The sequence below is a fragment of the Aeromonas veronii genome, assembly GCA_041319085.1.
Classification (GTDB): domain Bacteria; phylum Pseudomonadota; class Gammaproteobacteria; order Enterobacterales; family Aeromonadaceae; genus Aeromonas; species Aeromonas veronii_F.
In genome coordinates this window covers 3,529,864-3,555,906 of the sequence record CP101033.1, presented here as the reverse complement: position 1 = coordinate 3,555,906, position 26,043 = coordinate 3,529,864, and the positions used below count along the sequence as shown (strand labels likewise).

The 26,043-nt window shown below is 59.6% G+C and carries 23 protein-coding genes; 15 read left to right on the top strand and 8 right to left on the bottom strand.

Features of this window, described 5'->3' with window-relative positions; genetic code table 11:
• Positions 1–6 precede the first annotated feature (6 nt).
• Together relA and rlmD are read right to left on the bottom strand one after the other, a co-directional pair.
• A complete protein-coding gene (gene relA, locus NMD14_16935; GenBank protein ID XEI32398.1) occupies positions 7–2,220 on the bottom strand; it encodes a GTP diphosphokinase in 2,214 nt (737 codons plus the stop codon).
• A gap of 234 nt (positions 2,221–2,454) precedes the next feature.
• Entirely contained in the window at positions 2,455–3,777 is a 1,323-nt protein-coding gene (rlmD, locus tag NMD14_16930; protein ID XEI32397.1) for a 23S rRNA (uracil(1939)-C(5))-methyltransferase RlmD, read from the bottom strand.
• Positions 3,778–3,930: 153 nt separating this feature from the next.
• Between rlmD and barA the strand changes: the two genes are divergently transcribed.
• The 7 genes from barA (at position 3,931) to galE (ending at position 12,930) form a co-directional block, all read left to right on the top strand.
• Positions 3,931–6,648, top strand: a complete 2,718-nt coding sequence (gene barA, locus NMD14_16925; GenBank protein XEI32396.1) for a two-component sensor histidine kinase BarA — start codon at positions 3,931–3,933, stop codon at positions 6,646–6,648.
• Positions 6,649–6,737: 89 nt separating this feature from the next.
• A complete protein-coding gene (locus NMD14_16920) occupies positions 6,738–7,217 on the top strand; it encodes a DUF1456 family protein (GenBank protein XEI32395.1) in 480 nt (159 codons plus the stop codon).
• 34 nt (positions 7,218–7,251) lie between these two features.
• Positions 7,252–8,139 (top strand): N-acetylmuramoyl-L-alanine amidase, encoded by an 888-nt coding sequence (locus NMD14_16915; protein ID XEI32394.1) that lies wholly within the window; start codon positions 7,252–7,254, stop codon positions 8,137–8,139.
• 155 nt (positions 8,140–8,294) lie between these two features.
• Positions 8,295–8,762 (top strand): DNA starvation/stationary phase protection protein, encoded by a 468-nt coding sequence (locus tag NMD14_16910; protein XEI32393.1) that lies wholly within the window; start codon positions 8,295–8,297, stop codon positions 8,760–8,762.
• 287 nt (positions 8,763–9,049) lie between these two features.
• Positions 9,050–10,699, top strand: coding sequence for a hydroxylamine reductase (hcp, locus tag NMD14_16905; GenBank protein XEI32392.1), 1,650 nt, complete (start codon positions 9,050–9,052; stop codon positions 10,697–10,699).
• Positions 10,700–10,810: 111 nt separating this feature from the next.
• Complete coding sequence (locus NMD14_16900) at positions 10,811–11,800, top strand: hybrid-cluster NAD(P)-dependent oxidoreductase (protein ID XEI32391.1); 990 nt, start codon at positions 10,811–10,813, stop codon at positions 11,798–11,800.
• Positions 11,801–11,916: 116 nt separating this feature from the next.
• Positions 11,917–12,930 (top strand): UDP-glucose 4-epimerase GalE, encoded by a 1,014-nt coding sequence (gene galE, locus NMD14_16895; protein XEI32390.1) that lies wholly within the window; start codon positions 11,917–11,919, stop codon positions 12,928–12,930.
• A 71-nt stretch (positions 12,931–13,001) separates the two neighbouring features.
• Here the strand turns inward: galE and NMD14_16890 are convergent, their stop codons facing one another.
• Positions 13,002–13,703: a phosphatase PAP2 family protein gene (locus NMD14_16890; GenBank protein XEI32389.1), complete on the bottom strand. Its 702-nt coding sequence runs from the start codon at positions 13,701–13,703 to the stop codon at positions 13,002–13,004.
• Positions 13,704–13,961: 258 nt separating this feature from the next.
• Here NMD14_16890 and mpl point away from each other — a divergent pair, with 258 nt between their 5' ends.
• Positions 13,962–15,332, top strand: coding sequence for a UDP-N-acetylmuramate:L-alanyl-gamma-D-glutamyl-meso-diaminopimelate ligase (gene mpl, locus NMD14_16885; protein XEI32388.1), 1,371 nt, complete (start codon positions 13,962–13,964; stop codon positions 15,330–15,332).
• Complete coding sequence (locus NMD14_16880; GenBank protein ID XEI32387.1) at positions 15,329–15,940, top strand: UbiX family flavin prenyltransferase; 612 nt, start codon at positions 15,329–15,331, stop codon at positions 15,938–15,940. Before mpl ends, NMD14_16880 begins: the two co-directional genes overlap by 4 nt.
• 71 nt (positions 15,941–16,011) lie before the next feature.
• Here the strand turns inward: NMD14_16880 and NMD14_16875 are convergent, their stop codons facing one another.
• Positions 16,012–16,626, bottom strand: coding sequence for a TetR/AcrR family transcriptional regulator (locus NMD14_16875; GenBank protein ID XEI32386.1), 615 nt, complete (start codon positions 16,624–16,626; stop codon positions 16,012–16,014).
• Positions 16,627–16,827: 201 nt separating this feature from the next.
• Between NMD14_16875 and hpt the strand changes: the two genes are divergently transcribed.
• From hpt to NMD14_16860, 3 genes are all read left to right on the top strand, one after another.
• On the top strand, positions 16,828–17,358 hold the full coding sequence (hpt, locus tag NMD14_16870) for a hypoxanthine phosphoribosyltransferase (protein XEI32385.1): 531 nt from the start codon (positions 16,828–16,830) through the stop codon (positions 17,356–17,358).
• 111 nt (positions 17,359–17,469) lie between these two features.
• Positions 17,470–18,387: an ABC transporter ATP-binding protein gene (locus NMD14_16865; protein XEI32384.1), complete on the top strand. Its 918-nt coding sequence runs from the start codon at positions 17,470–17,472 to the stop codon at positions 18,385–18,387.
• Entirely contained in the window at positions 18,384–19,157 is a 774-nt protein-coding gene (locus NMD14_16860) for an ABC transporter permease (GenBank protein XEI32383.1), read from the top strand. The genes NMD14_16865 and NMD14_16860 overlap by 4 nt, the downstream gene beginning before the upstream one ends.
• Before the next feature lie 202 nt (positions 19,158–19,359).
• Here NMD14_16860 and NMD14_16855 read toward each other — a convergent pair whose 3' ends face one another.
• Positions 19,360–20,259 (bottom strand): LysR family transcriptional regulator, encoded by a 900-nt coding sequence (locus tag NMD14_16855; GenBank protein XEI32382.1) that lies wholly within the window; start codon positions 20,257–20,259, stop codon positions 19,360–19,362.
• A 97-nt stretch (positions 20,260–20,356) separates the two neighbouring features.
• On the opposite strand from NMD14_16855, the gene NMD14_16850 reads away from it, so the two are divergent.
• Positions 20,357–20,959 carry a short chain dehydrogenase gene (locus NMD14_16850; GenBank protein XEI32381.1) on the top strand — a complete coding sequence of 201 codons (603 nt, stop codon included), beginning with the start codon at positions 20,357–20,359 and terminating at the stop codon, positions 20,957–20,959.
• 128 nt (positions 20,960–21,087) lie between these two features.
• Here the strand turns inward: NMD14_16850 and NMD14_16845 are convergent, their stop codons facing one another.
• The 3 genes from NMD14_16845 to dapA form a co-directional block, all read right to left on the bottom strand.
• On the bottom strand, positions 21,088–22,191 hold the full coding sequence (locus NMD14_16845) for a phosphoribosylaminoimidazolesuccinocarboxamide synthase (protein ID XEI32380.1): 1,104 nt from the start codon (positions 22,189–22,191) through the stop codon (positions 21,088–21,090).
• A 167-nt stretch (positions 22,192–22,358) separates the two neighbouring features.
• Positions 22,359–23,486: an outer membrane protein assembly factor BamC gene (bamC, locus tag NMD14_16840; protein ID XEI32379.1), complete on the bottom strand. Its 1,128-nt coding sequence runs from the start codon at positions 23,484–23,486 to the stop codon at positions 22,359–22,361.
• A complete protein-coding gene (dapA, locus tag NMD14_16835; protein XEI32378.1) occupies positions 23,479–24,366 on the bottom strand; it encodes a 4-hydroxy-tetrahydrodipicolinate synthase in 888 nt (295 codons plus the stop codon). Before dapA ends, bamC begins: the two co-directional genes overlap by 8 nt.
• 205 nt (positions 24,367–24,571) lie before the next feature.
• On the opposite strand from dapA, the gene NMD14_16830 reads away from it, so the two are divergent.
• Positions 24,572–25,105, top strand: a complete 534-nt coding sequence (locus tag NMD14_16830; GenBank protein XEI32377.1) for a glycine cleavage system transcriptional repressor — start codon at positions 24,572–24,574, stop codon at positions 25,103–25,105.
• A 24-nt stretch (positions 25,106–25,129) separates the two neighbouring features.
• The gene (bcp, locus tag NMD14_16825; GenBank protein XEI32376.1) at positions 25,130–25,594 is read left to right on the top strand and encodes a thioredoxin-dependent thiol peroxidase; all 465 of its coding nucleotides are present in this window, start codon (positions 25,130–25,132) and stop codon (positions 25,592–25,594) included.
• Positions 25,595–26,043: the final 449 nt, after the last annotated feature.

The window sequence follows — 26,043 nt, the reverse complement described above, 5'->3', positions numbered from 1 at the left end:
TCGCTATCAAAGCCGCTTGGCGCTGATCACATCGTTGAGCTGGCTGAGCTTGGCTAACGCCCGGTTGAAGGCGTTGATGTTGTAAATCTCCAGCTCCATGTCGATCTCGGCGGTCTGCTCGCGCACGTTGGAGCGTGAGCGCACCCCCATCACGTTGATCTTCTCGTTGGCCAGCACGGTGGTGATATCGCGCAGCAGGCCGGAGCGGTCGTTGGAGAGAATCCGGATGGTGAGGCCATAGCCGCCGGAGTAGTTCTCCCCCCACACCGCATCGATCAGCCGCTCCGGATTGCGCCGTGACAGCTCCTTAAGCTGCTCGCAATCTTCCCGGTGGATGGAGACACCGCGGCCCATGGTAATGAAGCCCTGAATGGAGTCCCCCGGGATCGGCTGGCAGCAGCGGGCAATATGGGTCATCAGGTTGCCGACCCCTTCCACCACTATGTGATCCTTGGGCTTGTGGCGCATCGGCGCATTGGCCTTCTGCTCCAGCTTCTCCAGCAGACGGCGATCTTCCTCTTCCGCTGTCGGCTTGTTGTAACAGGTGTCCAGGTAGTTGATCACCTGGTTGATACGGATATCGCCACTGCCGATACCGGCCAGCAGATCGTCGGTGCTCTCCAGATTGAAACGCCGCAGCATGTTGCCCTTGTCGATCTTCGACATGCTGAGGTTGTGGCGATCCAGCTCCTTCTCGAACAGCTCGCGACCGGCCACGATATTCTTGTCCCGATCCAGCTTTCTGAACCAGGTTGCCACCTTGGCCCGCGCCCGGCTGGAGCGCAGGAAGCCGGCGTTGGGGTTCATCCAGTCACGGCTCGGGTTCGGCTCCTTCTGGGTGATCACCTCCACCTGATCGCCGGTCTGCAGCGCGTAGGTAAACGGCACGATGCGGCCGTCAATCTTGGCGCCGATGCAGCGGTGGCCAATCATGCTGTGAACGTGATAGGCAAAATCAAGCGGGGTTGCGCCTGCCGGCAGGTCGATGACATCCCCTTTCGGGGTGAAGACGTAGACCCGGTCCTCGAACACCTGACTGCGCAGATCTTCCAGCAGGGAACCGCTCTCGGAGAGATCCTCCTGCCAAGCGAGCAGCTTGCGCAGCCACTCGATCTTGTCTTCAAAGGTGTTGGCCTTGCCGCCGGCCTGCGCCCCTTCCTTGTAACGCCAGTGGGCCGCGACGCCGAGTTCGGCATCCTGATGCATCTGGTCGGTACGGATCTGGATCTCGACGGTCTTGCCTTCGGGCCCCACCACTACGGTGTGGATCGACTGATAGCCGTTGGGTTTGGGGTTGGCGACATAGTCGTCAAACTCGCGGGGAATGTGGTGAAACTGGGTATGCACGATACCGAGCGCCGCATAGCAATCCTGCAGCCGCTTGGTTACTACCCGCACCGCGCGCACGTCGAACAGCTCGTTGAATTCGAGGTGCTTCTTCTGCATCTTGCGCCAGATGCTGTAGATGTGTTTCGGTCGGCCGTAGACCTCGGCCTCGACCCCCGCCTCTTTCAGCGCATCGCGCAAGGAGCGCACAAACTCCTGAATGTAGCGCTCCCGATCGAGCCGCTTCTCATCCAGCTGCTTGGCGATCTGCTTGTAGGTATCCGGGTGCAGGTAACGGAAGGCGAGATCTTCCAGCTCCCACTTGAGCTGGCCGATGCCCAGACGGTTGGCGAGCGGCGCATAGATGTTGGTGATCTCCTGGGCCATCAGCACCCGGGTCTCTTCATCTGCCGTCTTCGCTTCCCGCAGGCAGGCGATCCGCTCCGCCAGCTTGATCACCACGGCGCGCACATCCTCGACCATGGCGAGCAACATGCGACGCACGTTGTCGACCTGCTCCGGTGAGGTTTCGCTGCGATGGAGAGTTTGCAGGGAGCGAATGGCCTCCATCTCCAGCACCCCTTCCACCAGCTTGGCGATCTTGGCGCCGAAGTCCTCGTCCATCCGCTCCTGGCTGATGAGACCGGCTTCGACGAAGGGGTAGATGATGGCCGCTTTGAGGGTACCGATATCCATGCTGAGCATCTGCAGGATGCCCACCATTTCGATGCCGCGCACCAGCAGCTTGCTGGTCAGCGCCTCGTCACCGAGCGTCAGACAGTACTGGTAAACGGTTCGCAGCTGATCCTTGTCACTGTCACTCAAGGAGAGCGAGCTGACCCACTCTTCTAGGGTGAAGTTGTCTTTCAAATGAATATCGCGAACCGCAACCATGGTATCAATCCTTTAAATTATCGGGCCGAAAGCTGTCACTTTCTCCCCTCATGAGATTGCCTCAAATGGGGATATCCGGCGCACTTTTCAAGGCATATTGTCCAGAAAGACAATAGAGCGCACCAACAGGCCCTGCCGAACGACGAGGGTCTAGATTACCCCAATCACACCAGCTCAAACAGCGCCATGGACTCCAGATGACCGCGGCTACGGAACATCTGGATACCCCATAGCCTAGATCCGTTCAAACAGCGCCATGGACTCCAGATGACCGGTGTGAGGGAACATGTCGAGCATACCGAGGCGCACCAGACGATAGCCCCCTTTCACCAGTACCTGACTATCCCGGGCCAGGGTGACCGGGTTACAGGAGACGTAGACCACCCGCTTCGGTGAAAGTTTCACGACGTGTCCCATCACTTCCAGCGCACCGGGGCGAGCTGGATCCAGCAGCACCAGATCAAACCCTTCCCGCGCCCAGGACATGCCGATGATGTCATCGCTCAGGTCGGCCTTGTAGAATCGGGCATTGCTGATGCCGTTGCGACGGGCGTTCTCTTCGGCCCGCTGCACCATGGCCAGTTCACCTTCGACCCCCACCACTTCGCGAGCCTGACGGGCCAGCGGCAGGGTGAAGTTGCCGATACCGCAGAAGAGATCGAGCACCTTGTCATCCTTGCTCGCCCCGAGCCATGTCAGTGCCTGCTCCACCATGCTCTGGTTGATGGGGGCGTTGACCTGAATGAAATCACCGGGAGCAAATGCAAGAGACAGGCCATCCAGCGAGTAGGATGGGGAAAATTGTTGCTGCAGCGCTTCGATGCGCTCATCGGCAGCATGCAGATAGAGGTCGATCCCCTGCGCTTTGGCAAACTCCACCAGCAGGGCGCGATCCGCCTCATTGGGGCGGCCGGTGTGGCGCAGCAGCATCATGATCCCCTGCTCGGCCTGGATAAGCTCGGCATGGCCCAGCTCGCGCTGGCTCTTGAGGCGATTGAGGCACTCACGCAGCGGGGCAATCAGCGCAGAGAGTGGCTCGGCCAGCACCGGGCAACCATCGATCTCCACCAGATCGTTGCTGTTACGGCGGCGGAAACCGACCCGGGTGCAGCGACCGTTCTTGTCAAATTTGATGGCCAGACGACAGACCCGACGGTAGGCACGATCTTCACCGGTCAGTACCGGCTCCAGCGCTGGCGCCTTGATGTTGCCCAACCGCTCGAACAGGCTGACCAGTCCGGTCGCCTTGGCGGCTTGCTGATCGGCAACCGACATGTGCTGGGCACTGCAACCGCCGCACTCGCGATAGTGGCTGCAGAAGGGGGCGATGCGGTTGGCCGCCGGGGTCACCACCTGTTGCAAGGCGGCGTGACCATACTGTTTTTTCTCTTCGGTGATGCGTGCCTTGACGGTCTCGCCGGGCAGTGCCCCTTCGACGAAGATCGCCTTGCCCTGATGGCGACCGATACCAACGCAGTGGTGATCGAGAGTGTCTATCGTAAATTCAATGCGTTGGAGCTGGGTGGACTTCTTTTGGGGCTTGAAAAACTGGGCCATAAAACTTGGTGCCTATAGGTGGCTATGTCATGATTGTGGAATCTGCTGCCGGGTATTGTCCCACAAGAATAATAGTATGACCAAATACGGCCACAGAGCCCGTGCATTGCCATCAACCCTATCGCCAACCCTGTTCACTGGTGGCCTGTTCGTATGACCAAATATGGCCTGAGAGCACGCGTTCTCGCCTTCACCATCCTGCCGACCCTGATCATCGGTGGCCTGATGGCCGGTTACTTCACCTTCCACCGCTACCAGCAGTTGGAAAACAACCTCATTGATCAGGGGATCAACATCATCGAACCGCTGGCCATCGCCAGTGAATATGGCATGACTCAGCACAGTCGCGAATCTCTCAAGCGGCTGATTGGCCTGACCCACCGCAAGAACTCCCCCTTCATCAAGTCCATCGCGGTCTTCACCCAGGACAACCAGCTGTTCGTCACCTCGAACTACCACCGGGATTTCACCCGGCTCAGGCTGCCCGATGGCGAGCCCATTCCGGATCTGACCAGTGTGACGTTTCAGGGGGACGACATCATCTTGCGCACCCCGATCCAGGCCGAAACCAGTCTGGATGGCTTCCCGCTGCCCAGCGATGTAGAGCCGCCGATGATCGGCTACATCTCGATGCAGATGGCGACCGATCGGGCCATGCTGCTGCAGTACCGCGACACCTTCTTTGCGGTGATCATGGTGCTCATCGGGGTGGCCTTCAGTACCCTGTTTGGTTTCCGCTTGGTCAAGAGCGTGACCCAGCCCATCACCAATATGGTGCAGGCGGTGCACAAGATCAGGGAGGGGCGGCTCGATACCCGGGTCAGCGGTCAGCTCACCGGCGAGCTGGATATGCTGAAAAACGGCATCAACGCCATGGCCAAGGCGCTTTCCGAATATCACGAAGAGATGCAGCAGAATATCGATCAGGCCACCTCTGACCTGCGCGAAACCCTGGAGCAGATCGAGATCCAGAACGTCGAGCTCGACATGGCCAAGAAACGGGCGCAAGAGGCGGCGCGGGTCAAGTCGGAGTTTCTGGCCAACATGTCCCACGAGCTGCGCACTCCGCTCAACGGGGTCATCGGTTTTACCCGCCAGCTGCTGAAAACCAGCCTGACCCCGAGCCAGACCGACTACATGCAAACCATCGAGAAATCGGCGCGCAACCTGCTTGGCATCATCAACGACATCCTCGACTTCTCGAAGCTGGAAGCGGGCAAGCTGCAGCTGGAGCACATCCCGTTCAGCCTGCGCGACACCCTCAACGAGACCATGCACCTGCTCGGCCCCAGCGCCCACGACAAGCAGCTGGAGCTCTCCCTGCGGGTGGATGCCGACGTCCCGGACACCCTCACCGGCGACCCCATGCGTCTACAACAGGTGCTGACCAACCTCACCGGCAACGCCATCAAGTTCACCGAACAGGGCAACGTCGATGTTCATATCGAGCAGATCGGCAGTGGCAACCACAAGGTGAGGCTCAACGTCCAGATCCGCGATACCGGCATCGGCATCTCGGCAGAGCAGCAACATCAGCTGTTCCAGGCCTTCAATCAGGCCGACTCCTCCATCTCCCGCCGTTATGGCGGCACGGGCCTGGGCCTGGTCATTACCCAGAAGCTGGTGCAGCAGATGGGCGGCCAGATCCGTTTCGAATCGGAGCTCGGCAAGGGCTCCATCTTCTCGTTCAGTCTGGATGTGGAGGTCTCGCCCCTGCCCCAGACCGAGCAACTGCCGCTGGATCGGATCCGTGGCAAACGGCTCTGGCTGCTGGAACCGGATCCCTTCGCGCAAGCTTCGCTGCTTGCCCTGCTGGCGGAGTGGCACCTCGATGTGCAGCCACTGACCAGCGATGATCCCTGGCCCGAGATGAGCGAGCAGGAGATGGTGATCATCGGCAGCAGCACCCTGCATACGCCGCAGCAGGTGCTCGGCCGCCTCGACAAACTGAACTGCCAGCAGCAGAACACCATAGTGTTGCTCAGCAGCCACGAGCCGGCGCTCTATGAGGCGATGCTGGCTCATGGCGCCCAGCACTGTCTATCCAAACCGGTCAACCACCGCAAGCTGCTGCACGCTCTGCTCTCGCCGGAATCGAGCCGCCAGAAGTTGCCTGCCCAGCCTGCGCCGCGCCAGTTGCAGCCAATCAAGGTGCTGGCGGTGGACGACAACGCCGCCAACCTCAAGCTGATCGCCGCCATGCTCAAGGAGATGGTGAGTCAGGTGGTGGTGTGCAAAAACGGCAAGGAGGCGGTCAAGCAGGCCCAGAGCCAGCCGTTCGACATCATCTTCATGGATATCCAGATGCCGATCATGGATGGCATCAGCGCCACCCAGGCGATCCGCAACCAGTCCCTCAACACCACCACCCCGATCGTGGCGGTGACCGCCCACGCCATCCCCGGAGAACGGGAGCGGCTGATCCGGCAGGGGATGGACGACTATCTGGCCAAGCCCATCGACGAGAATATGCTGGCCCAGCTCATCACCGATTTTGCCCATCGTCGCCACCAGAATGATGGCGCCCAGCAGATCGACTGGGCGCTGGCGGTGCGGCAGGCGGCGGGGAAAGAGCATCTTGCCAAAGAGATGCTGACCATGCTGCTGGCCAGTTTCGACGAGGTCGAGCCGGTACTGGATAGCGCGTTGGCTGGCGAGATCGAGGACAGCGACGTGCTGGCTCAGCTCCATCGCCTCAACGGTGGCTGTGCCTATTCCGGGGTGCCGGGACTGCAACGGCTGCTCTCCCAGCTGGAGCAACAGCTGCGTGACGGCGTGCCGGTCAGCGAGCTGGAGCCCGAGCTGCTGGAGCTGCAAGATGCGCTGGAACGGGTGCGCCAGGAGGCGCCCCGCTACCTCGGTAAGGCTTGATGAGCGTGACCTGAACTGTACCGGCCCCCGCTTTTTCTGACGCGAGGGCCGCCAGATGGTAAAGTTGCGCCGTTTACACAGGAGTCAGCATGACCAACAACGATATTCTGCGCCGTCTGCGCTACGCCCTCACCATCAGTAACGACCAGATGGTCGAGATGTTTGCCAAGGGCAATCTGACGGTCACTCACGCCCAGCTGCACAGCTGGTTGATGAAAGAGGCGGCAGAAGGTGAAGAGCAAGAGGCAGGCTATGTTGCCTGTCCCGACTCGGCCCTGAGCCAGTTCCTCGATGGCTTCATCATCGCGCGCCGTGGCGTGCGGGAAGATGCCCCAGCCCAGGTGATCCCGAACCGGATCAACAACAACATGATCCTGCGCAAGCTGCGCATTGGCCTCAACTACAAAGAAGAGGAGATGCTCGGCACGCTCAAGCTCGCCGACTTCAACCTCTCCAAGTCCGAGCTCAGTGCCCTGTTCCGCTCCAAGGATCACAAGCACTATCAGGATTGCGGGGATCAGATCCTGCGCAACTTCCTGATCGGCCTCACTGCCAAATACCGCAGCTAACACGCCGCGCGGCTGACCGGGCAGGGCCTTCGACATGTGCCAGCGACGCACTCCTCCCACGCTCAGCAGACTGGCTGTGGCAGGGGGATGGCGCTGGCGCTGTCTTCTTCCCCTCTTCTTTCTGCCACTGGTTCTGCTGCTGGGTGGTTGTACTCCGTCCGAGTATCAGCTCTCAACCCGCTATCAGAGCGCCAACCAGAACGAGCGGATCGCCTTTCTGATCCTCCACTACACCGATGAAGATGATGCCAACTCCCTGCGCCTGCTGACCGAGCCGGAGCACAAGGTGAGCGCCCACTACCTGATCCCCCGCGACAGTAACGAGACCCCGCTGCCGGTCTATCAGCTGGTACCGGACAGCGCGCGCGCCTGGCATGCGGGACGCAGCCGCTGGCACCAATATGCCGGGCTCAATGCCAGCTCCCTTGGCATCGAGATCGTTAACCTCGGCTATCCAGCAGAAGATGAGCCGCTGGCCCCCGATGCCCGCCGCTGGCAACCCTATACCCCGCAGCAGATTGCTGCCGTCGGCGCCCTTAGTCGGGAGCTGGTCGCCCGCTACCAGATTCCACAGACCCAGGTGCTGGGCCACAGCGATGTCGCCCCCGAGCGCAAGCAGGATCCCGGCCCCCACTTCCCCTGGCGCCAGCTCTATCTGACGTACGGGGTCGGCGCCTGGCCCGATGAAGAGCGGGTAGCCGAGCTACTGGTCAGCTCCTTGCCCGACTGGGATGCGGCCATATGGCAACAGCAACTGGCCCGCTATGGCTACGGCCTGCCCCAGACCGGCCAGTGGGATGAGCAGAGCCGCGCCGTCATGGGCGCTTTTCAGCTCCACTTTCGCGCCAGCAAGGTCGATAGCGAACCTGACCGCGAGTGCCAGGCCATCCTGATGGCGCTGCTCGAAAAATACTTCCCCTAATCCTCATCCATTGCCCCCGTTGCTGCGTACTGTTTGATAGCCGTTAGCTATCAAACAGTTAGGCACAAGCAATTGTCCCTGCATTTTGCAAGGCGTTACTCTGACTGCGTTCCGAAAGAGAATTTCAAACCGATTTCCAAATCTGGAGGTGAATGATGAAAAGTCCGATTGGTCTTGATACTGCTCAATCACAAGCCCTGGCAGCCGAGTTGAACAAATTGCTGGCCAGCTACCAGATCCTCTATATGAACGTGCGCGGCTTCCACTGGAATATCCGTGGCAACCAGTTCTTCGAACTGCACCTGAAATTTGAAGAGATTTACAACGACCTGTTGCTGAAAGTCGATGCGCTGGCCGAGCGGATCCTGACGCTGGACGGGGTGCCGATGCACAGCTTCAGCGACTACCTGAAAGTCTCTGCCATCTCTGAGCAAAAGGGGCTGCACGATGGCCGCGCCTGTGTCGAATCCCTGCTGGAGAGCTTCCGCGAACTGCTGGTCGCCCAGCGCCGTATTCTGGGCCAGGCCGCCGAAGCCGGTGATGAGGGCACTGCCGCCATCCTCTCCGACTATGTGCAGCAGCAGGAAAAGCTGGTCTGGATGCTGCGCGCTTATCTGGCCTGATAGTCAGCCAAGCCGGCTACAGCGTACGTATGCTGGCTTGAGGAAGTGCCGGGCCGGGGCAGCTGACCAGGCCTTGCCCCAACCCGCTTGATTGTTATGTTCTGTTGCAAACCTGAGTTGTCTCTCCTTTTATCCACCCGCTTGCCGCCCTGTCTGGGCGGCTTTTTTGTTTTTGATCTGCATCAAGGGAATCTTAATTGGCAAATTGAATGTCTATTAAGTTTTTCGCGAGGGGAATAGAATCGCCACAAAACAAACAACTGAAATGTCCAATTAGGAGAGGCATGATGTTTTGTGTGCAATGTGAACAGACAATTCGTACCCCGGCAGGCAACGGCTGTGCTTATGCACAAGGTATGTGCGGCAAGACGGCGGAAACCTCGGATCTGCAAGATGTCCTGATCTATACCCTGCAGGGGCTCAGCGCCTGGGCGCTGGCTGCCCGCGAGCAGGGCATCATCGACCGCGAGATCGATACCTTCGTGCCCAAGGCCTTCTTCGCCACCCTGACCAACGTCAACTTCGACTCGAATCGCATCGTGGCTTACGTCAATCAGGCCCTGGCTTATCGCCAGCAACTGGCCGCCAAGCTGGCGCCGCTGGCGGTGCAGGTAAACGACTTGCCACAGTCCGCTCACTTCGAGCCCGGTACAGAGCTGCTGGAACAACTTGCCCATGCCGCGCCAGCTGCCCCCAATCGGGGCAAGAGCGAGGTGAACGAAGACATCATGGGGCTGCGCCTGCTCTGCCTCTACGGCCTCAAGGGTGCCGCCGCTTATATGGAGCACGCCCGGGTGCTGGATCAGCAGAGTGACGAGGTGGCCGCCGAATTCCACCGCATCATGAGCTGGCTCAGCACAGACCCGAGCGAGCTGGAGCCGCTGTTCAACTGCGCCATGGAGATCGGCCTGCTCAACTTCAAAGTCATGGAGATGCTGGATCTGGGTGAAACCAGCGCCTTCGGCCATCCGGAACCGACCCAGGTACGCGTCACCCCGATCCCCGGCAAGTGCATTTTGGTCTCCGGCCACGACATGATGGATCTCAAGCTCATTCTGGAGCAGACCAAGGGGACCGGCATCCATGTCTACACCCACGGCGAGATGCTGCCCGCGCTGGCCTACCCCTTCTTCAAGCAGTACCCCCATCTGGTGGGCAACTACGGCTCCGCCTGGCAGAACCAGCAGAAGGAGTTTGCCAACTTCCCGGGCGCCGTGGTGATGACCTCCAACTGCATCATCGACCCGAATGTGGGCAACTACTCGGATCGCATCTTCACCCGCTCCATCGTCGGCTGGCCGGGCGTCACTCATCTGGAGGGGGATGATTTCTCCGCCGTGATTGCCAAGGCGCAAGCACTGGAAGGCTTCAAACACACCGAGCTCGAGCACTTCATCACCATCGGCTTTGCCCGCAACGCCCTGATGCAAGCCGCCCCTGCGGTGATTGAGAAGGTGAAAGCGGGTGAGATCAGCCACTTCTTCCTGGTGGGTGGCTGTGACGGCGATAAGGCCGAGCGCGCCTACTTCACCGAATTTGCCAAAGCCGCCCCGCAAGACAGCCTGCTGCTGACCCTGGGCTGCGGCAAGTATAAGTTCAACAAGCTCGACTTTGGCGACATCGGCGGCATTCCGCGCCTGCTGGACGTGGGTCAGTGCAACGATGCTTACTCCGCCATCCAGCTGGCGTTAGCGCTCTCAGAAGCGTTCGAGTGCGGCGTCAACGATCTGCCGCTGACCCTGGTGCTCTCCTGGTTCGAGCAAAAAGCCATCGTCATCCTGCTCACCCTGCTGGCGCTCGGGGTGAAGGACATTCGTACCGGCCCGACCGCCCCTGCGTTCCTCACCCCGGCCCTGCTCAAGGTGCTGGAGGAGCAGTTTGGCCTGAAAGGGACCACCACGGTCGAAGCTGACTTGGCCGAGATCCTGGCGGCTTAATCGGCACCTCATGTTGTAAGCGTTTGGCGAGCCGCCCGGCTCGCCTTTTTTCTGGATCCGGCTTTTTCATCAGACGTTTTTCAAACCGTTTCAAACATAAGGAGCCTTGTGATGACCTCTCTCACGCTCACCTGCATTGGCCGCCAACAGAACACCCACGACGTCGTGAGCTGGCAGCTGGCGCCGCTTTCTGGCTGCCTCCCTCCCGTACTGGCAGGCCAGTGCGTGACCTTGCATACCGAGATTGACGGCAAGCCTGTGTGCCGCGCCTATACCCTCTCCTCCAGCCCACAAGATGCCTGCTGGCAGGTCACCATCAAGGATGTCGGGCTGGTCTCCCACCATTTGCACCAGACCTTGCAGGTGGGAGACAAGATCCGGGCCGATGGCCCGTTCGGCGAGTTCAACCTGACCGCGCTGCCCTGCGAGCGGCCGCTGCTGCTCAGTGCCGGCTCCGGCATCACCCCCATGTGGGCCATGCTGCGGGACGAGCTCGCCAAACGGCCGGACGCCGATATCCGCTTTATTCACAGCGCCCGCTCGCCAGCAGATGTGATCTTCGCAGATGACTTGGCTGTACTGGCTGAAGCCCATCCTGGTGTACGACATGCCCTGATTCTGGAACAGGCCCCTGCAGATCACCCCTGGAGTGGCCGACTCACCCCCGCCATGCTGGCCGAACTGGCCCCTGACCTGCACGAGCGCCATGTCTATCTCTGCGGCCCGGCACCCTATATGGCAGCGGTCAGTAGCATCCTGGCGGAGCTCGGATTGCCACCGGCGCAGCTGCATCAGGAGTCCTTTGGTCTTCCTCCCGCAGAGCCCACCAAGACCACCAGCGACCACTTCTGGCTGACCCTGAAAAAGAGCGGCAAAAAGGTGAAAATCCTGCCGGGTCAGACCCTGCTGGCGGCGCTGGAAACGGCGGGCGAAACCATGATGGCCGCATGCCGAGCCGGTGTCTGTGGCAGCTGTCGCTGCACCACAGAGGGGGATATCGAGCGCCAGAGCGTGATGACCTTGAGCGCGCAGGATCTGGAGAGAGGCGTGGCACTGGCCTGCTCCTGCACCGCGCAAGGGGATATCAGTCTCGATTATTGAGACGTGGTGAAGGCTTTTTTGAGGTGTGGTGAAGGCGTCATCGGTATTCCAACCTTTTCCCAAGTGGGCAGGGGAGCTAGACTCAGCCCCAGTTTCACCAGAACACGGGATAAAAAATGACAATACTGGTCACAGGCGGCGCCGGCTATATCGGCTCCCACACCCTGGTTGAGCTGCTCGGCGCGGGGCAGCAGGTCGTGGTACTCGACAACCTCTCCAACTCCTCACCGGAGTCACTCAAGCGGGTCGAGCAGATCACCGGCCTGCCGATCACCTTCGTTGAAGGGGATGTACTGGACAGAACCTGTCTGCAGCAGCTGTTTGCCAACCACCAGATCGAATCGGTGATCCACTTCGCCGGTCTCAAGGCGGTCGGGGAGTCGAGCCAGATCCCGCTCACCTACTACCAGAACAACATCAGCGGCACTCTGGTGCTGTGCGAGGAGATGGCCAAGGCCGGGGTTTTCCGGCTGGTATTCAGCTCGTCAGCCACCGTCTATGGCGATCCCGCCTCGGTACCGCTGCGGGAAGATTTCCCCACCAGTGCCACCAACCCCTACGGCCGCTCCAAGCTGATGGTCGAAGAGATCCTGCGCGATCTATCCAAATCCGATCCCCGCTGGGCCATCGTGCTGCTGCGCTACTTCAACCCGGTCGGCGCCCACGAGAGCGGCCTGATTGGTGAAGATCCCAACGGCATCCCCAACAACCTGCTGCCCTATATCAGCCAGGTGGGTGTCGGCAAGCTCAAGGAGCTGGGGGTATTTGGCAACGACTACCCGACCCCGGATGGCACAGGCGTGCGCGACTACATCCATGTGGTGGATCTCGCCATCGGCCACCTGAAAGCACTGGCGCGCATCAAAAGTGACACCGGCGTCTTTACCTATAATCTGGGCACAGGTCAGGGCTACTCGGTACTGGAGATGGTCAAGGCGTTTGAAGCGGCCAGCGGCCGCCCCATTCCCTACCAGATCAAACCCCGTCGCCCGGGCGACATCGCCGAGTGCTGGGCAGAGCCGACGCTGGCCCGTGCCGAGCTGGGCTGGCAGGCAGAGCGTGGTCTGGAGCAGATGATGGTCGATACCTGGCGCTGGCAAAGCAACAACCCGAACGGCTATCAAGGCTGATGCTCTAGCGGGTTGATAACAAAACGCCCCGACATGAAGATGTCGGGGCGTTTTATTTTAGCGTTGTTCAATCAGTGGGTCTGGCTGCGCAGCAATGGCAATGGCGAGAGATAGGGAACGATTCGCGTGATCAGCCGATCCGCCAGCGGGGTCAGCAGCAGCCAGGGCAGGCAGAGGGTCGCCAGCCCCAGCGCGCCGACATAGACATCGGTAAACCAGTGAGCGCCCGCCAGAATGCGCGGCGCGGAAAAGATCGGCACCATCAGCAATGCGGTGACACCCGCCCAGCGCGGCAGATAGCGCAAGGCGTAGCCGGCGAAGATCATCAGGAACAGGGCGTGATCCCCGGGGAAGCTATCGCCGGAAGAGTCCTTGGTCGGAATACCGCTGATCTGGGTCACCCGCAGCGCATCAGCCACCATCAGGGTCGGGCTGGGTCGCTCCACCGGCAATCTGTGACCAAGCTGGTTGATCACCAGTGCGCTCAGCAACATCACTATGCCCATCGCCACTAGCTGGCGACGACCCGCCAGATCCCGGGCGAAGAAACAGCGGGCCAGGATCAGCCCCATGCAAGCCAGTACCGCCAGATCGAACAGCCGGTTATTGGTGATGGCCACCAGATCGGCCCACAACGGCGATTGCCCGATCCAGCCGTTAACGGTATGAAACATCGCGAGGTCCCACTGATCCCAGGGACCATGAGCGGGCAGCGCAGCCCAACTGATGGCCACCAGACCACCGATCAGATAGCAAAGCAGGAACTTGCCCATGGGGACTCTCCGTTGGAAAAGGGCGATATGGTAAAACTGTAGTGTGCGTCACAAAACCGGAGAATTGTAAGAAAGTGCGACACAATATCAAGCCTCAAATAAAGCCCCGCAACCCATTCCAATCTCGCACACCCCAACAGCGACAAGATTTCTGCCTCCGGTGCAGCATCTGTGGGCCTCTCACCATGAGTGCGGCTTGTGCCACCACCGCAACACCCCCTAGAATGCGCACTTCCCTTTACTGCGAAAGGAAGCGGTATGCATATTCACATTCTCGGGATCTGCGGCACCTTTATGGGTGGTCTGGCGGTGTTGGCAAAACAGCTTGGTTACCGGGTGACCGGTTCGGATGCCAACGTCTATCCCCCCATGAGTACCCAGCTCGAGCAACAGGGCATCGAACTGACCGAAGGCTATGACCCCTCCCAACTCGATCCGGTGCCGGATCTGGTGGTGATTGGCAACGCCATGAGCCGCGGCAACCCCTGTGTTGAATATGTGCTGGACCGCAATCTGCCCTATATCTCCGGCCCGCAGTGGCTGCTGGAGCATGTGCTGCAGGATCGCTGGGTACTGGCCGTGGCAGGCACCCACGGCAAGACCACCACCGCCAGCATGCTGGCCTGGGTGCTGGAGTACGCCAAGCTGGAGCCCGGTTTCCTCATCGGCGGCGTGCCCGGCAACTTCCCGGTCTCGGCCCGTCTCGGCGCGGCTCCCTTCTTCGTGATCGAAGCAGACGAGTATGACTGCGCCTTCTTCGACAAGCGCTCCAAGTTCCTTCACTACCATCCGCGTACTCTGGTGATGAACAACCTGGAGTTCGATCACGCGGACATCTTCCCGGATCTCGCCGCCATCCAGCGTCAATTCCATCACCTGATGCGCACCGTGCCGAGCAACGGCCGGGTGCTGTTCCCGCAGGCCGATGACAACCTTACCGCCGTGCGCAAGATGGGTTGCTGGAGCGAAGTGGAGCTGGTAGGTCAGGACGACGCCAAGTGGAAGGCGGTCAAGCTGGCCGATGACGGCTCCGCCTTCGAGGTGTGGCTGGATGGCGAAAAACAGGGTGAGGTGCACTGGGAGTGCATCGGCGAGCACAACGTCAACAACGGCCTGATGGCCATCGCGGCCGCCCGCCATGCCGGCGTGATGGTCGAGCACGGTATTGCGGCCCTTTGCCAGTTCAAATCCCCCAAGCGGCGGATGGAGCTCAAGGGCGAGGTGGCGGGCATCAGCGTCTATGACGACTTTGCCCACCACCCCACCGCCATCGAGACCACCCTCGGCGGCCTGCGTGCCAAGGTGGGCGGGTCACGCATCCTGGCGGTGCTGGAGCCACGCTCCAACACCATGAAGTTGGGAGTACACAAGGAGGAGCTGGCCGGCTGCTTCGATGGCGCCGACGAGGTGTTCTTCTTCCAGCCCCCCAACATTGGCTGGGATCTCGGCGAAGTCACTGCCCATATGGCGCGCCCCGCCAAAGTGTTCAACGATCTGGAGACCCTGATCAACCGGCTGGTGGCCGAGAGCCGCGATGGCGACCATATTCTGATCATGAGCAACGGCGGCTTCGGCGGTATTCATGACAAGCTGCTTGCCCGCCTCAAGGATTACCACGGCGAACTATGAACAAAGCGATCACCCTGGCGCTGACCGGCGCCTCTGGCGCCCCCTACGCCCTGCGCCTGCTTCAGTGTCTGGTGCAGGCGGATTATCGGGTCTACCTGCTCGCCTCATCGGCGGCCAGAGTGGTGCTCAAGACCGAGCAGCAGCAGGAGTGGCCCGGCTCGCCAAAAGAGCTCTCTGCCTATCTCTGTCGCCAATATGACGCCAAGGAGGGGCAGATCGTGGCCTGTGGCAAGGAGGAGTGGTTCTCGCCAGTGGCTTCCGGCTCGGCGGCGCCCAGGCAGATGGTGGTCTGTCCCTGCTCCATGGGGACGGTCTCGGCCATTGCCAACGGTGCTTCCGACAACCTGCTGGAACGGGCGGCGGATGTGGTGATCAAGGAGCGCGGCCAGCTGATCCTGGTGCCCCGCGAAACCCCCTTCTCGGCGATCCATCTGGAGAACATGCTGAAACTGGCTCGGCTCGGGGTAACCATCATGCCTGCCGCCCCCGGTTTCTATCATGAGCCGAAAAGTATCGCGGATCTGGTGGACTTTATGGTCGCCCGCCTCCTCGATCATCTCGGTATCGAGCATGCGCTGACCCGTCGCTGGGGCTATGGCCACCAGTGAGGTGACTGCCAGATCCGGCCATAAAAAACGGCGCCACTCAATGAGTGGCGCCGTATTTTCGTAAAGCCGTGTTAGCGAGCCTGGATCGGTGCCGTCACGTACTTGAACAGGAAATCTGTCACCTCTTCGCGCGTTGGGCGCTGAGGTTGATTGCTCATCTGCATCATCACATAACCAAAACCGGTCAAAGAGCGGGCCAGATCCTGTGCTGACAGCACGCTGGATATCTCTCCTGCATCCAGGGCAGTTTGCAGCTCGCTGGCGATCTGCTCAAGACAGTGATCAAGCAGTCGGCTATAGCGGGGCCATACCTCTTCCCGAACTGATGAGCTCCACTCCAGCCAGATACCGGCATAATCCGGTTGATCGTAGGCAGCATCGACAGAGAGGCGTACATGGCGCTGGATTTTATCGAAAATGGAGCCTTGGTCACCGTATGCCTGTGACAGTATCTGGTTCACAAAGCGTTCGATCTCGGCCAGCACCTCATCGACCAACTCCTCACGGGTATTGAAATAGTTGAAGACGGTAGCCACGGAGACCTTGGCCTGTTCGGCTATCTCGGCGTGACCGGCACGGCCGATACCGCGACGGGAGAATACCTCGATGGCACATTCCATCAATTGGGAGCGACGAGCTTCCGGCGACAGCCGGGTACGACGTCTTATTTCTGCGCGTGGTTCCATAGTTTTTATCATCTAATAGTTATTGATTATGGTGTTTATAGTATTTTAACTAATCATATCTGAGTGCCTGCTAACTCTATCAATTAAAATAAGCTGATAAAAGCACCACGTATCTCTAGCACCCTTCGACATGAGTGGTAGAATCATCGGTTTTGATATTCATGAACGGCCAAATCCCCTTTGGCCTTATGGGAGTATGTGATGAAACACACCGTTGAGGTGATGATCTCCGAGGCTGACGTTGCCGCCCGGATCGCCAAATTGGGTGAAGAGATCACCGCCCGCTATCAGGGTTCTGACGAAGTCGTGATGATTGCGCTGCTGCGCGGTTCCTGCATCTTCCTGGCCGACCTCTGCCGCCAGTGCCAGCTGCCCATCACCCTGGACTTCATGACCGCCTCCAGCTATGGCTCCGGCATGCACAGCACCCGTGACGTGCGCATCCTGAAAGACCTTGACGATGACATCAAGGGTAAGGATGTGGTGATCGTGGAAGACATCATCGACACCGGTTACACCCTCAACAAGGTGCGCGAGATCCTCTCTCTGCGCGAGCCGAAATCTCTGGCCATCTGCACCTTGCTGGACAAACCCTCTCGCCGCGAAGTGCAGGTGCCGGTCGACTGGATTGGCTTTGCCATCCCGGACGAATTCGTGGTCGGCTGTGGCATCGACTACGCGCAGAAGTACCGCAACCTGCCGTTTATCGGCAAAGTGGTACCCCAGGAGTAAGCCAGGTTCAGGGATCTCACGGGTGAAGTGGCCTTGCGCCATTTGCTCTGTGCAGGCGGCCTTGGCCGCCTTTTCTGTATCGAGCCGGATTCAACCATCACAGAGGTTGCAATGAACGCACTGCAAATCAGCGGCCTGAAAAAGACCTATCAGGGGGGCGTTGAAGCCCTTAAAGGCATCGATCTTACCGTCAAGCAGGGGGATTTCTTTGCCCTGCTCGGTCCGAACGGTGCGGGTAAATCCACCACCATCGGCGTCATCAGCTCACTGGTGAACAAGAGTGCCGGCAAGGTGAAGGTATTTGGCTACGACATCGACAGCGATCTGGAACAGGCCAAGGCCCAGCTCGGACTGGTGCCGCAGGAGTTCAACTTCAGCCAGTTCGAGAAGGTGATCCAGATTGTCACCCATCAGGCCGGTTTCTACGGCGTGCCCAAGGCGGAAGCCAAGATCCGCGCCGAGAAGTACCTGCGCCAGCTCGATCTGTGGGAGAAGCGCGACATGCCTGCCCGCACCCTCTCCGGCGGCATGAAGCGTCGCCTGATGATCGCCCGCGCCCTGATGCACGAGCCCAAGCTGCTGATCCTCGACGAACCGACCGCCGGGGTCGATATCGAGATCCGCCGCTCCATGTGGACCTTCCTCAAGGATCTCAACGAGCAGGGCGTCACCATCATCCTCACTACCCACTATCTGGAAGAGGCCGAGATGCTCTGCCGCAACATCGGCATCATCGACAAGGGTCGTCTGATCGAGAACACCAGCATGAAGAATCTGCTGGGCAAGCTGGGTCGCGAGACCTTCCTGCTCGACCTTGCGCCAGGTTCTGCCGTACCTGAGGTGCCAGAGTTCAACGGCCGCATGCCGGATGAGCGCACCCTCGAGGTGGATCTCGACAAGAGCCAGTCACTCAACAGCCTGTTCGAGCAGCTGTCGAACCAGCAGGTGCAGGTCGTGAGCATGCGCAACAAGGCCAACCGGCTGGAAGAGCTGTTCGTCAATCTGGTCGAAGAGGGGAGAAAAGCATGAATCTGGCCATCTATTACATCGCCTTCAAGAGCATTCTGGCCAAAGAGGTGAGTCGCTTTACCCGGATCTGGATCCAGACCCTGGTGCCACCGGCCATCACCATGAGCCTCTACTTCGTCATCTTCGGTAACCTGATCGGCGGCCGCATTGGCGACATGGGGGGCTTCACCTACATGGAGTTCATCGTGCCCGGCCTCATCATGATGTCGGTGATCACCAACTCCTACTCCAACGTCGCCTCCTCCTTCTTCAGCGCCAAGTTCCAGCGCAACGTGGAGGAGCTGCTGGTGGCGCCGGTGCCCAACTACGTCATCATCGCCGGCTACGTCGGTGGCGGCGTGGCGCGTGGTCTCTGCGTTGGCCTTATCGTCACCCTGGTGTCGCTGTTCTTCGTACCGCTGCAGATCCACCACCTGTTCAGCGTCTGCTTCACCGTGCTGCTCACCTCGATCCTCTTTTCGCTGGGTGGCCTCATCAACGCGGTGTTTGCCAAGACCTTCGATGACATCAGCATCATCCCCACCTTCGTGCTGACGCCACTCACCTACCTGGGCGGGGTGTTCTACTCCATCAGCCTGTTGCCGCCCTTCTGGCAGGGCATCTCCCAGGTGAACCCGATCATCTACATGGTGAACGCGTTCCGTTACGGCTTCCTCGGCATCTCCGACGTGCCGCTCGGTACCGCCTACCTCATCATCATCGGCTTTATTGTGGCCCTCTACGGTCTGGCCTGGTGGCTCATCTCCCGCGGCACCGGGCTGCGTCACTGAGCCATGTCATCTCGTTAAGGGCACCCATCGGGCTCGCCTCTTATACCGACATCCCCAAGAATCGCTTGGGGATTTTTTTGAACGTCTCTCCCATTCCGTAACCTGAACTTTCATCACCCTTCATCAAGGTTCTAACATGCCTCACTCAACCGGCGCGGTGGGCGCAGGGTAGCAGCCGAAGATGACAGAAAAATAACGCCGCTCAGAGCAGGTAGTGGGGTCGCTCGGCAAACCACTGGGCCAACACCTGCTTGAACAGCCGGATCTTGCGCGGCACCCGTCGCTGCTGGGCATGCAACACATGAAGCTGATGCAGGCCGCTCTGCCAGTCGTCGAGCACGGTCACCAGCTCCCCTGCCGTCAGCAGCGATTCCACCAGCATCAGCGGGCACTTGGCATAGCCCATACCGGCGCGCGCCAGTTGCAATACGGTACTGTAGTGGTTGGCTCGCACCTTGCCTTGTACCAGAATGTGGGCCTCTTCCCCCTCACAGATAAAGTGCCACTGCTCCCAGGCCGGATTGTGCCCCTGCAACAGGCAGCTGCGCCCGCTCAGCTCATAGGGGGTGGCTGGACACCCCTCTCTCGCTACAAGTGCGGGGCTGGCCACCACCACATCCTTGAGTCGGCCAAGAGGAAGTGCGACCAGATTGTCCGGCACCTCGTTCATGGCACGCAGGGCGATGTCGTTCTCTCCCTGACTCATGTCGACCATCTGGTTGGTGAAGTTGAGCTCCACCTCCACTCCCGGACAGAGCACGGCAAAGCTGGCCAGCAGCTCGCTCACCATGCGATCGCCGGTGCTGACCGGGCAGGTAAAACGCAGGCGGCCACCATCCTCTTCGGTCAGCGCCTGAATATCCTGCTCCGCCTGCCGAGCAAGCGCGAAGATCTCCCCCGCCTGCTGATAGAGAGTCTTGCCCGCCTCGGTCAGACTGAGGCGGCGGGTGGTGCGCTGCAACAGTTGCGCATTGAGGGAGGTCTCCAGTGCGCTGACATGGCGGCTCAGCATCCCCTTGCTTACTCCCAGCGTATCGGCAGCGGCCGAGAAACTGCCGCGCAGCACCACCTCATAAAAGCTGGCCAGATGGGCGATATCCATCATTAGCTCCAATATGGAAACAATGGGTTTATTTTACGCGCTTTTTCGCATTTTCTGTTGCGCTAGAATCGATACATCCCAACCAGGAGTGATGCAGATGAAAATTGTGATTGTGGGTGCCTCCGGCACCGTCGGCTCCGCGGTCAGTGAACTGCTTGCCAAAGATCATCAGGTGATCCGGGTCGGCCACAGCCGTGGCGATGCCACGGTCGACATGCGCGATCCCGCCTCCATCAAGGCGCTGTTTGCCAAGCTGGGGCAGTTCGATGCGCTGGTCGTCGCCAGCGGTAGCGTGGCCTTCAACGGCCTGACCGAGATGACCGACGAGCAGTGGCAGGTGGGGCTTCAGAGCAAGCTGATGGGCCAGATCAACCTGACCCGTGCCGCTATCCCCCACCTGAGCGACAAAGGTTCCATCACCCTGATCAGCGGCATCCTGAGTGAAGAGCCGATCAACTGGGGCGTGAGCGCCAGCACCGTCAATGGCGCCATCGATCACTTTGTGAAAGCGGCCGCCTGCGAGCTGCCAAGGGGCCTTCGCATCAACGTGGTGAGCCCTACCGTGCTGGAGGAGTCGATGGACAAATACGCCGACTTCTTCCCGGGGTTCGTGCCGGTGCCCGCCGCCAAGGTAGCGCAGGCTTACAAAAAGTCGGTGTTGGGCATCCAGACCGGTCAGGTGTTCAGAGTGAACGGCTGATCGCCGCCCGCTAACCGCCAGACCAGCAATAAAAACGGGCCCCGCAATGGGGCCCGTCTGTTTATTTGCATCTTTCCTTTGCCGCCAGCAAACGTTTGTTCCTAGGCAACAAAAAAAGAGAGCCACCCTTAGTCGATCAGACCGTACTGATCGCGCAGCACCTCGATGATCTCCTGCTTGGGATTGGCAGAACGCGCCAGCTTGTGGCCGATAATCTTTTCGGCGATCCCGACGTAGGTGTTGGAGATATCCATCATCACTTCGGTCGGCAGCTTGTTGTCACGGGCCAGGGCGAAACGTTCCGGCATGCGGTTCTTGTTGAGCAGGATGTCCGGATCCGGGAAGTGGTTGAGCAGCCACTGACGGAAACCCTCTTTGGACTTCTCGACGATCTGACCATCGCGCAGGGCCGCGCCGTCCCAGATACGGGAGCTGTCGGGGGTGCCCACTTCGTCCATGTAGATCAGCTTCTCGTTGCCGGCCGCGTCGTGGACGTAACCAAATTCGAATTTGGTGTCGACGAAGATCTGATCCAGCCCGGCCAGCGCGTCGCTGATGACGCTGAAGCCCTCTTTGAGCAGCACTTCGTAGCGGTCGATGTCGGCCGGTTTGCTGAAGTTGAAGCCTTTATAGTGGCGCTCGATATCGGCACGGGAGACGTTGACGTCATCGGCTTCCGGCACGCCATCCAGCCCTGTCAGCACGCCCTTGGTGGACGGGGTGATGAGGATCTCCGGCAGCTTCTGATCCTTTTTGAGCCCTTCCGGCAGGGTGATACCGCAGAACTCGCGCTCGCCATCCTTGTAGGCACGCCACATGGAGCCGGTGATGTACTGGCGGGCAATCGCCTCGATCATCACCGGACGGGCTTTTTGCACGATCCAGACGAAGGGGTGCGGAATATCCAGAATGTGGCTGTCGGCCAGCCCCTTCTCCTTGAACAGCTTGAACCAGTGGCTGGAGATGGCGTTGAGCGCAGCCCCTTTGCCCGGTACGCCGTTCAGGCCATCCACACCTTGCCAGATGCAATCGAAGGCCGAGATGCGATCGCTGATCACCATGAGGGCGAGGGGCGCATCGGCCGGCACATCATAGCCTTTCTCTTTTATGAGCCGGGCACTGTCTTCGGGGGTCAACCAGTAGACGCTGCGCACTTTGCCGGAATGGACAGGTTTATCGGTACGGATCGGCAAATCGTCATTCACCGCCAATACTTGATCTGCAAGACTCATGGTAAGTAACACTTCCTGTTTGTGGGGGGTAAACATCGCGAGTCCCTCACCTGCACGCTCTGTTTGCAACGGGCTGGCAAGGGGGCTCGCATCATCGAAAACCGATCAGAACCCCCTCGTTTTCAGGGGGATTCTGATAACAAAACAGGGGCACAAGGCCCCTGTATTTATTCTGCTTTTGCTGCTGCCTGATCGGCCAGCCCCTTGGCGAATGCCTCGGACAGACTGATATACATCTGAGAGATAACCCCGGACGATACCGGCTTCTTGTCCTTGTCGAACAGGGTAATGGAGGTCTTGCCTCCCGCCATTTCGCCAAGCTGGAAGCGGTATTTCTCCTCCTCCAGTTTGAACGGCTCGCTCCCTTTCGCCTTCCAGAACTCGGCGCCCGGCCCGTCGTACTCGACGTCGATCCAGCCCAGTGACTGCTGGGTATCCTTGATGACAAAACCGTAAGCGGGCAGTACCTGGTTGAGGCGACGCCACACCTGGTCAAAGGAGCCTTCGGCAATCCAGGCGCTCAGCTCGTTGTTGTCCAGACCCAGTTGCAGACCCATGCCATCGTTGGACTTGTGCTGCTCACGGGCTTTCAGCTGGCTGTCGTAATAGAGAGAGAACTGGTTCAGCACCCGCGCGGCATAGCGCTGGGCATCGGCAGGGGTCAGCTTGTTGCTGGTCTCGCCGTTGATGGTCTCTTCGTGATCCAGTACCCGGACCGACATGTTGACGGCGTGGCGCTGGGCATCGTTGCGCACGGTGAACTGGTAACGCTGGCGGATTTTGAAATCTTCGTCATCTTCACCCCAGCCATCGAGGGCGGCCGTGTTGTCAAACCAGCCGGTCTGCAATACGCCATCTTGCTGATCCAGCTTCTCGGTGGTGACCTTGTGTTTGGCCAGGAAGTTCATCAGGAACGACCAGGTATCGCGCTCCACGCTCTGGCTGGTGCTCAGGGCATAGAAGGCAACGGTCGGTTCGGTTGCGCTCTGCACCACCTGACTGCCCGGTACCACCGTCAGCAGTTGGGCCGGCGGGCGCACATCGACCTTGGCGCCGATGGCACCTTCACGGCTGCTCTCGGGCAGCGGCGGAATATCGTACTGGCTGTTGAAGGTGGGGGCGCTCAATCCTGCGGGGATCAAGAACGCGCGGCCTTCGAGGCGGGCATCTTCATAATCGAAGTCGCGGTTGGCCATTTTGCGATCCTGGGGGGTGCTGCAACCGGCCAATACGGCCATGGTCGCAACGCTCAGCACCAGACGGGCTCTATTTCCCTTTCCATTAGATTTAAACACTCGCCATCAACTCCGCTGTGGTCAGTGCTCGCGCCATCAGCTGTTCGCCCTCGGGAGTGAGGTCAACCAGCGGCAGGCGCAAGGTGGCTGTTGCAATCAACCCCAGTTGGGCACAGGCCCATTTCACCGGGGTGGGGCTCGGTTCGCAGAACAGAGTCTGGTGCAACGGCATCAAGAGATTGTTGATGTCATGCGCCTGCCCGGCATCACCGGCCAGCGCAGCACGACACATGTCGGCCATCTGGGCCGCTGCAATATTGGTGGTGACCGAAATCACGCCATCGCCACCTTGTAGCATAAAATCACAACCAGTGGCATCGTCGCCACTGTAGAGAGCAAACTCCGGCCCGCACAGTTCGCGCAGCAGCGGGGTGCGGCTCAAATCGCCGGTTGCCTCTTTCAAACCGATAATGCCGGGGACCTTGGCCAGACGAGCCACGGTCTGTGGTTTGAGATCGCAACAGGTGCGACCGGGCACATTATAAAGAATTTGGGGCAGACCACTAGCCTCGGCGATCGCACAATAATGGCGATAGAGACCTTCCTGAGTGGGTTTGTTGTAATAAGGGGTCACCGAGAGGCCCGCCACCACGCCGGTTTTGGCCAGTTGTCTGGCCAATTCAATGGCGTGGGCGGTATTGTTGGAGCCGCAACCGGCGATGACGGGAATGCGTCCGGCGGCATACTCAACGGTCTTTTCAACGACGGCGATATGCTCCTGCTCGCTCAGGGTCACCGATTCCCCTGTGGTACCCACCGCAACAATGGCGCTGGTCCCGGCGCTGACATGATAGTCGACCAGCTTGGCCAGACTGGCCCAATCGACTTCACCTGAAGCCAGCATGGGGGTAACGAGCGCAACAATACTACCGCGTAACATGGACTTTTCTCCCGATTTTCAGGGGCGTAATGGTAAAGCTGACCCTTTTGAAAAACAAGGGAGAGAGGGGGCAAGCCGTGATACCATCCGGCACAAAAAGTAATGGACGAAAGTCGGCAGCGCCCCTCAGGGAGTGGTCATCAGGGCTGAAGGGTTGGCTTGCCAGCGCGGCTTTCGCAACGACATAACGGACGAGAGAAGATTTATGACTCACTACCTGGTCGTAACGGCCATCGGCACGGACAGGCCTGGCATCGTCAATGAAGTGACCCGCCACGTCAGTGGCTGTGGTTGCAACATTGTGGACAGCCGCCTTGGCATCTTCGGCAATGAATTTACCTTTATCATGCTGCTCTCGGGCGACTGGAACAGCATGATGCAACTCGAAATCAGCCTGCCCCTGCGTAGCCAGGAGTGGGATCTCATCACCATGATGAAACGCACCGAGCGCCACCAGTCCCTGCAGTATGACGTCCGCGCCAGTGCCGACCTGTTGATCCGCGACGAGCCCGGCATCGTAAGCCAGTGCACCCAGTTCTTCAGCGAACATGGCTGGAACATCCAGGCGATGCAATCCATGACCCTCGAGCAGCAGCCGTTCAACCTGCTGAAGATCAGTTTTCAGCTCAATCTGGCCAGAGAGGGTGAAGTGGAAGGTTCGCAAACCGCCTTCGCCGAATTCTGTCGTCAACTGGGTGCCGAATCGTTCGAGTTTATCGTCAATCGCAAACACGCCTGAGGGCGTTTTACCCGAGGAGACCCCATGCAACCACTACAAGCTGGCAGCCCCGCCCCCGATTTCTCCCTGCCCGACCAGAATGGCAATCAGGTCAGCCTCGCTGGCCTGCGCGGCAAAAAAGTGCTGGTCTACTTCTATCCCAAGGCGATGACCCCGGGCTGCACCACCCAGGCCTGCAGCCTGCGCGATGTGAACGCCGAGCTGGCCGCCCTCAATGTGGTGGTACTTGGCATCAGCCCGGATCCGGCCAAACGGCTGAAAAAGTTCGAAGAGCGGGACCAGCTCAACTTCACCCTGCTGGCCGATGAAGACCACGCAGTGGCAGATGCCTTTGGCGTCTGGGGCCCGAAGAAATTTATGGGCAAGGAGTATGACGGCATTCACCGCCAGAGCTTCCTGATCGACGAAGAGGGCAACATTGCCCACCACTTCGACAAGTTCAAAACCAGCGATCACCATCAGGTGGTACTGGATTTCCTCAAGGGATAACCCTCCCCTGCGTGATTGAAAGGCTAAGCCTGAAGTGGGCCATTACCTCGCTCAATGCCCGGTTACCGGCATGCAGCGGCTGCCCTCATTGAAGGACTGACTGTCCGTCAGGCAGCTCTGCGTTGCGGGGTAGCAAAAACACCGCTTCCCTCGGTCGTCACGTGCGAACCCGTGGCGCCGGACCGAGTGGGTGGTGTGGCACCAGGGCACGGCATGTGCCACGCGGTTACAGTACGGCTGATGTGATCCGGTCGGCCAGTTGGTGTCGATGTTGGCTCTATCGTGCAATCGATGTTGCTGGTGAAATAAATGGCGGGCTGCAGGTCTGATTGGCGCAGCGTCATCAGACGATCGCGAAACAGGAACCGCCATTTTACGGACAATCCCTATTTCCGTAGCCACTGCGGGTGGCGGTACGGCCGATTACGCTATCGCTAATAGACCTTGCT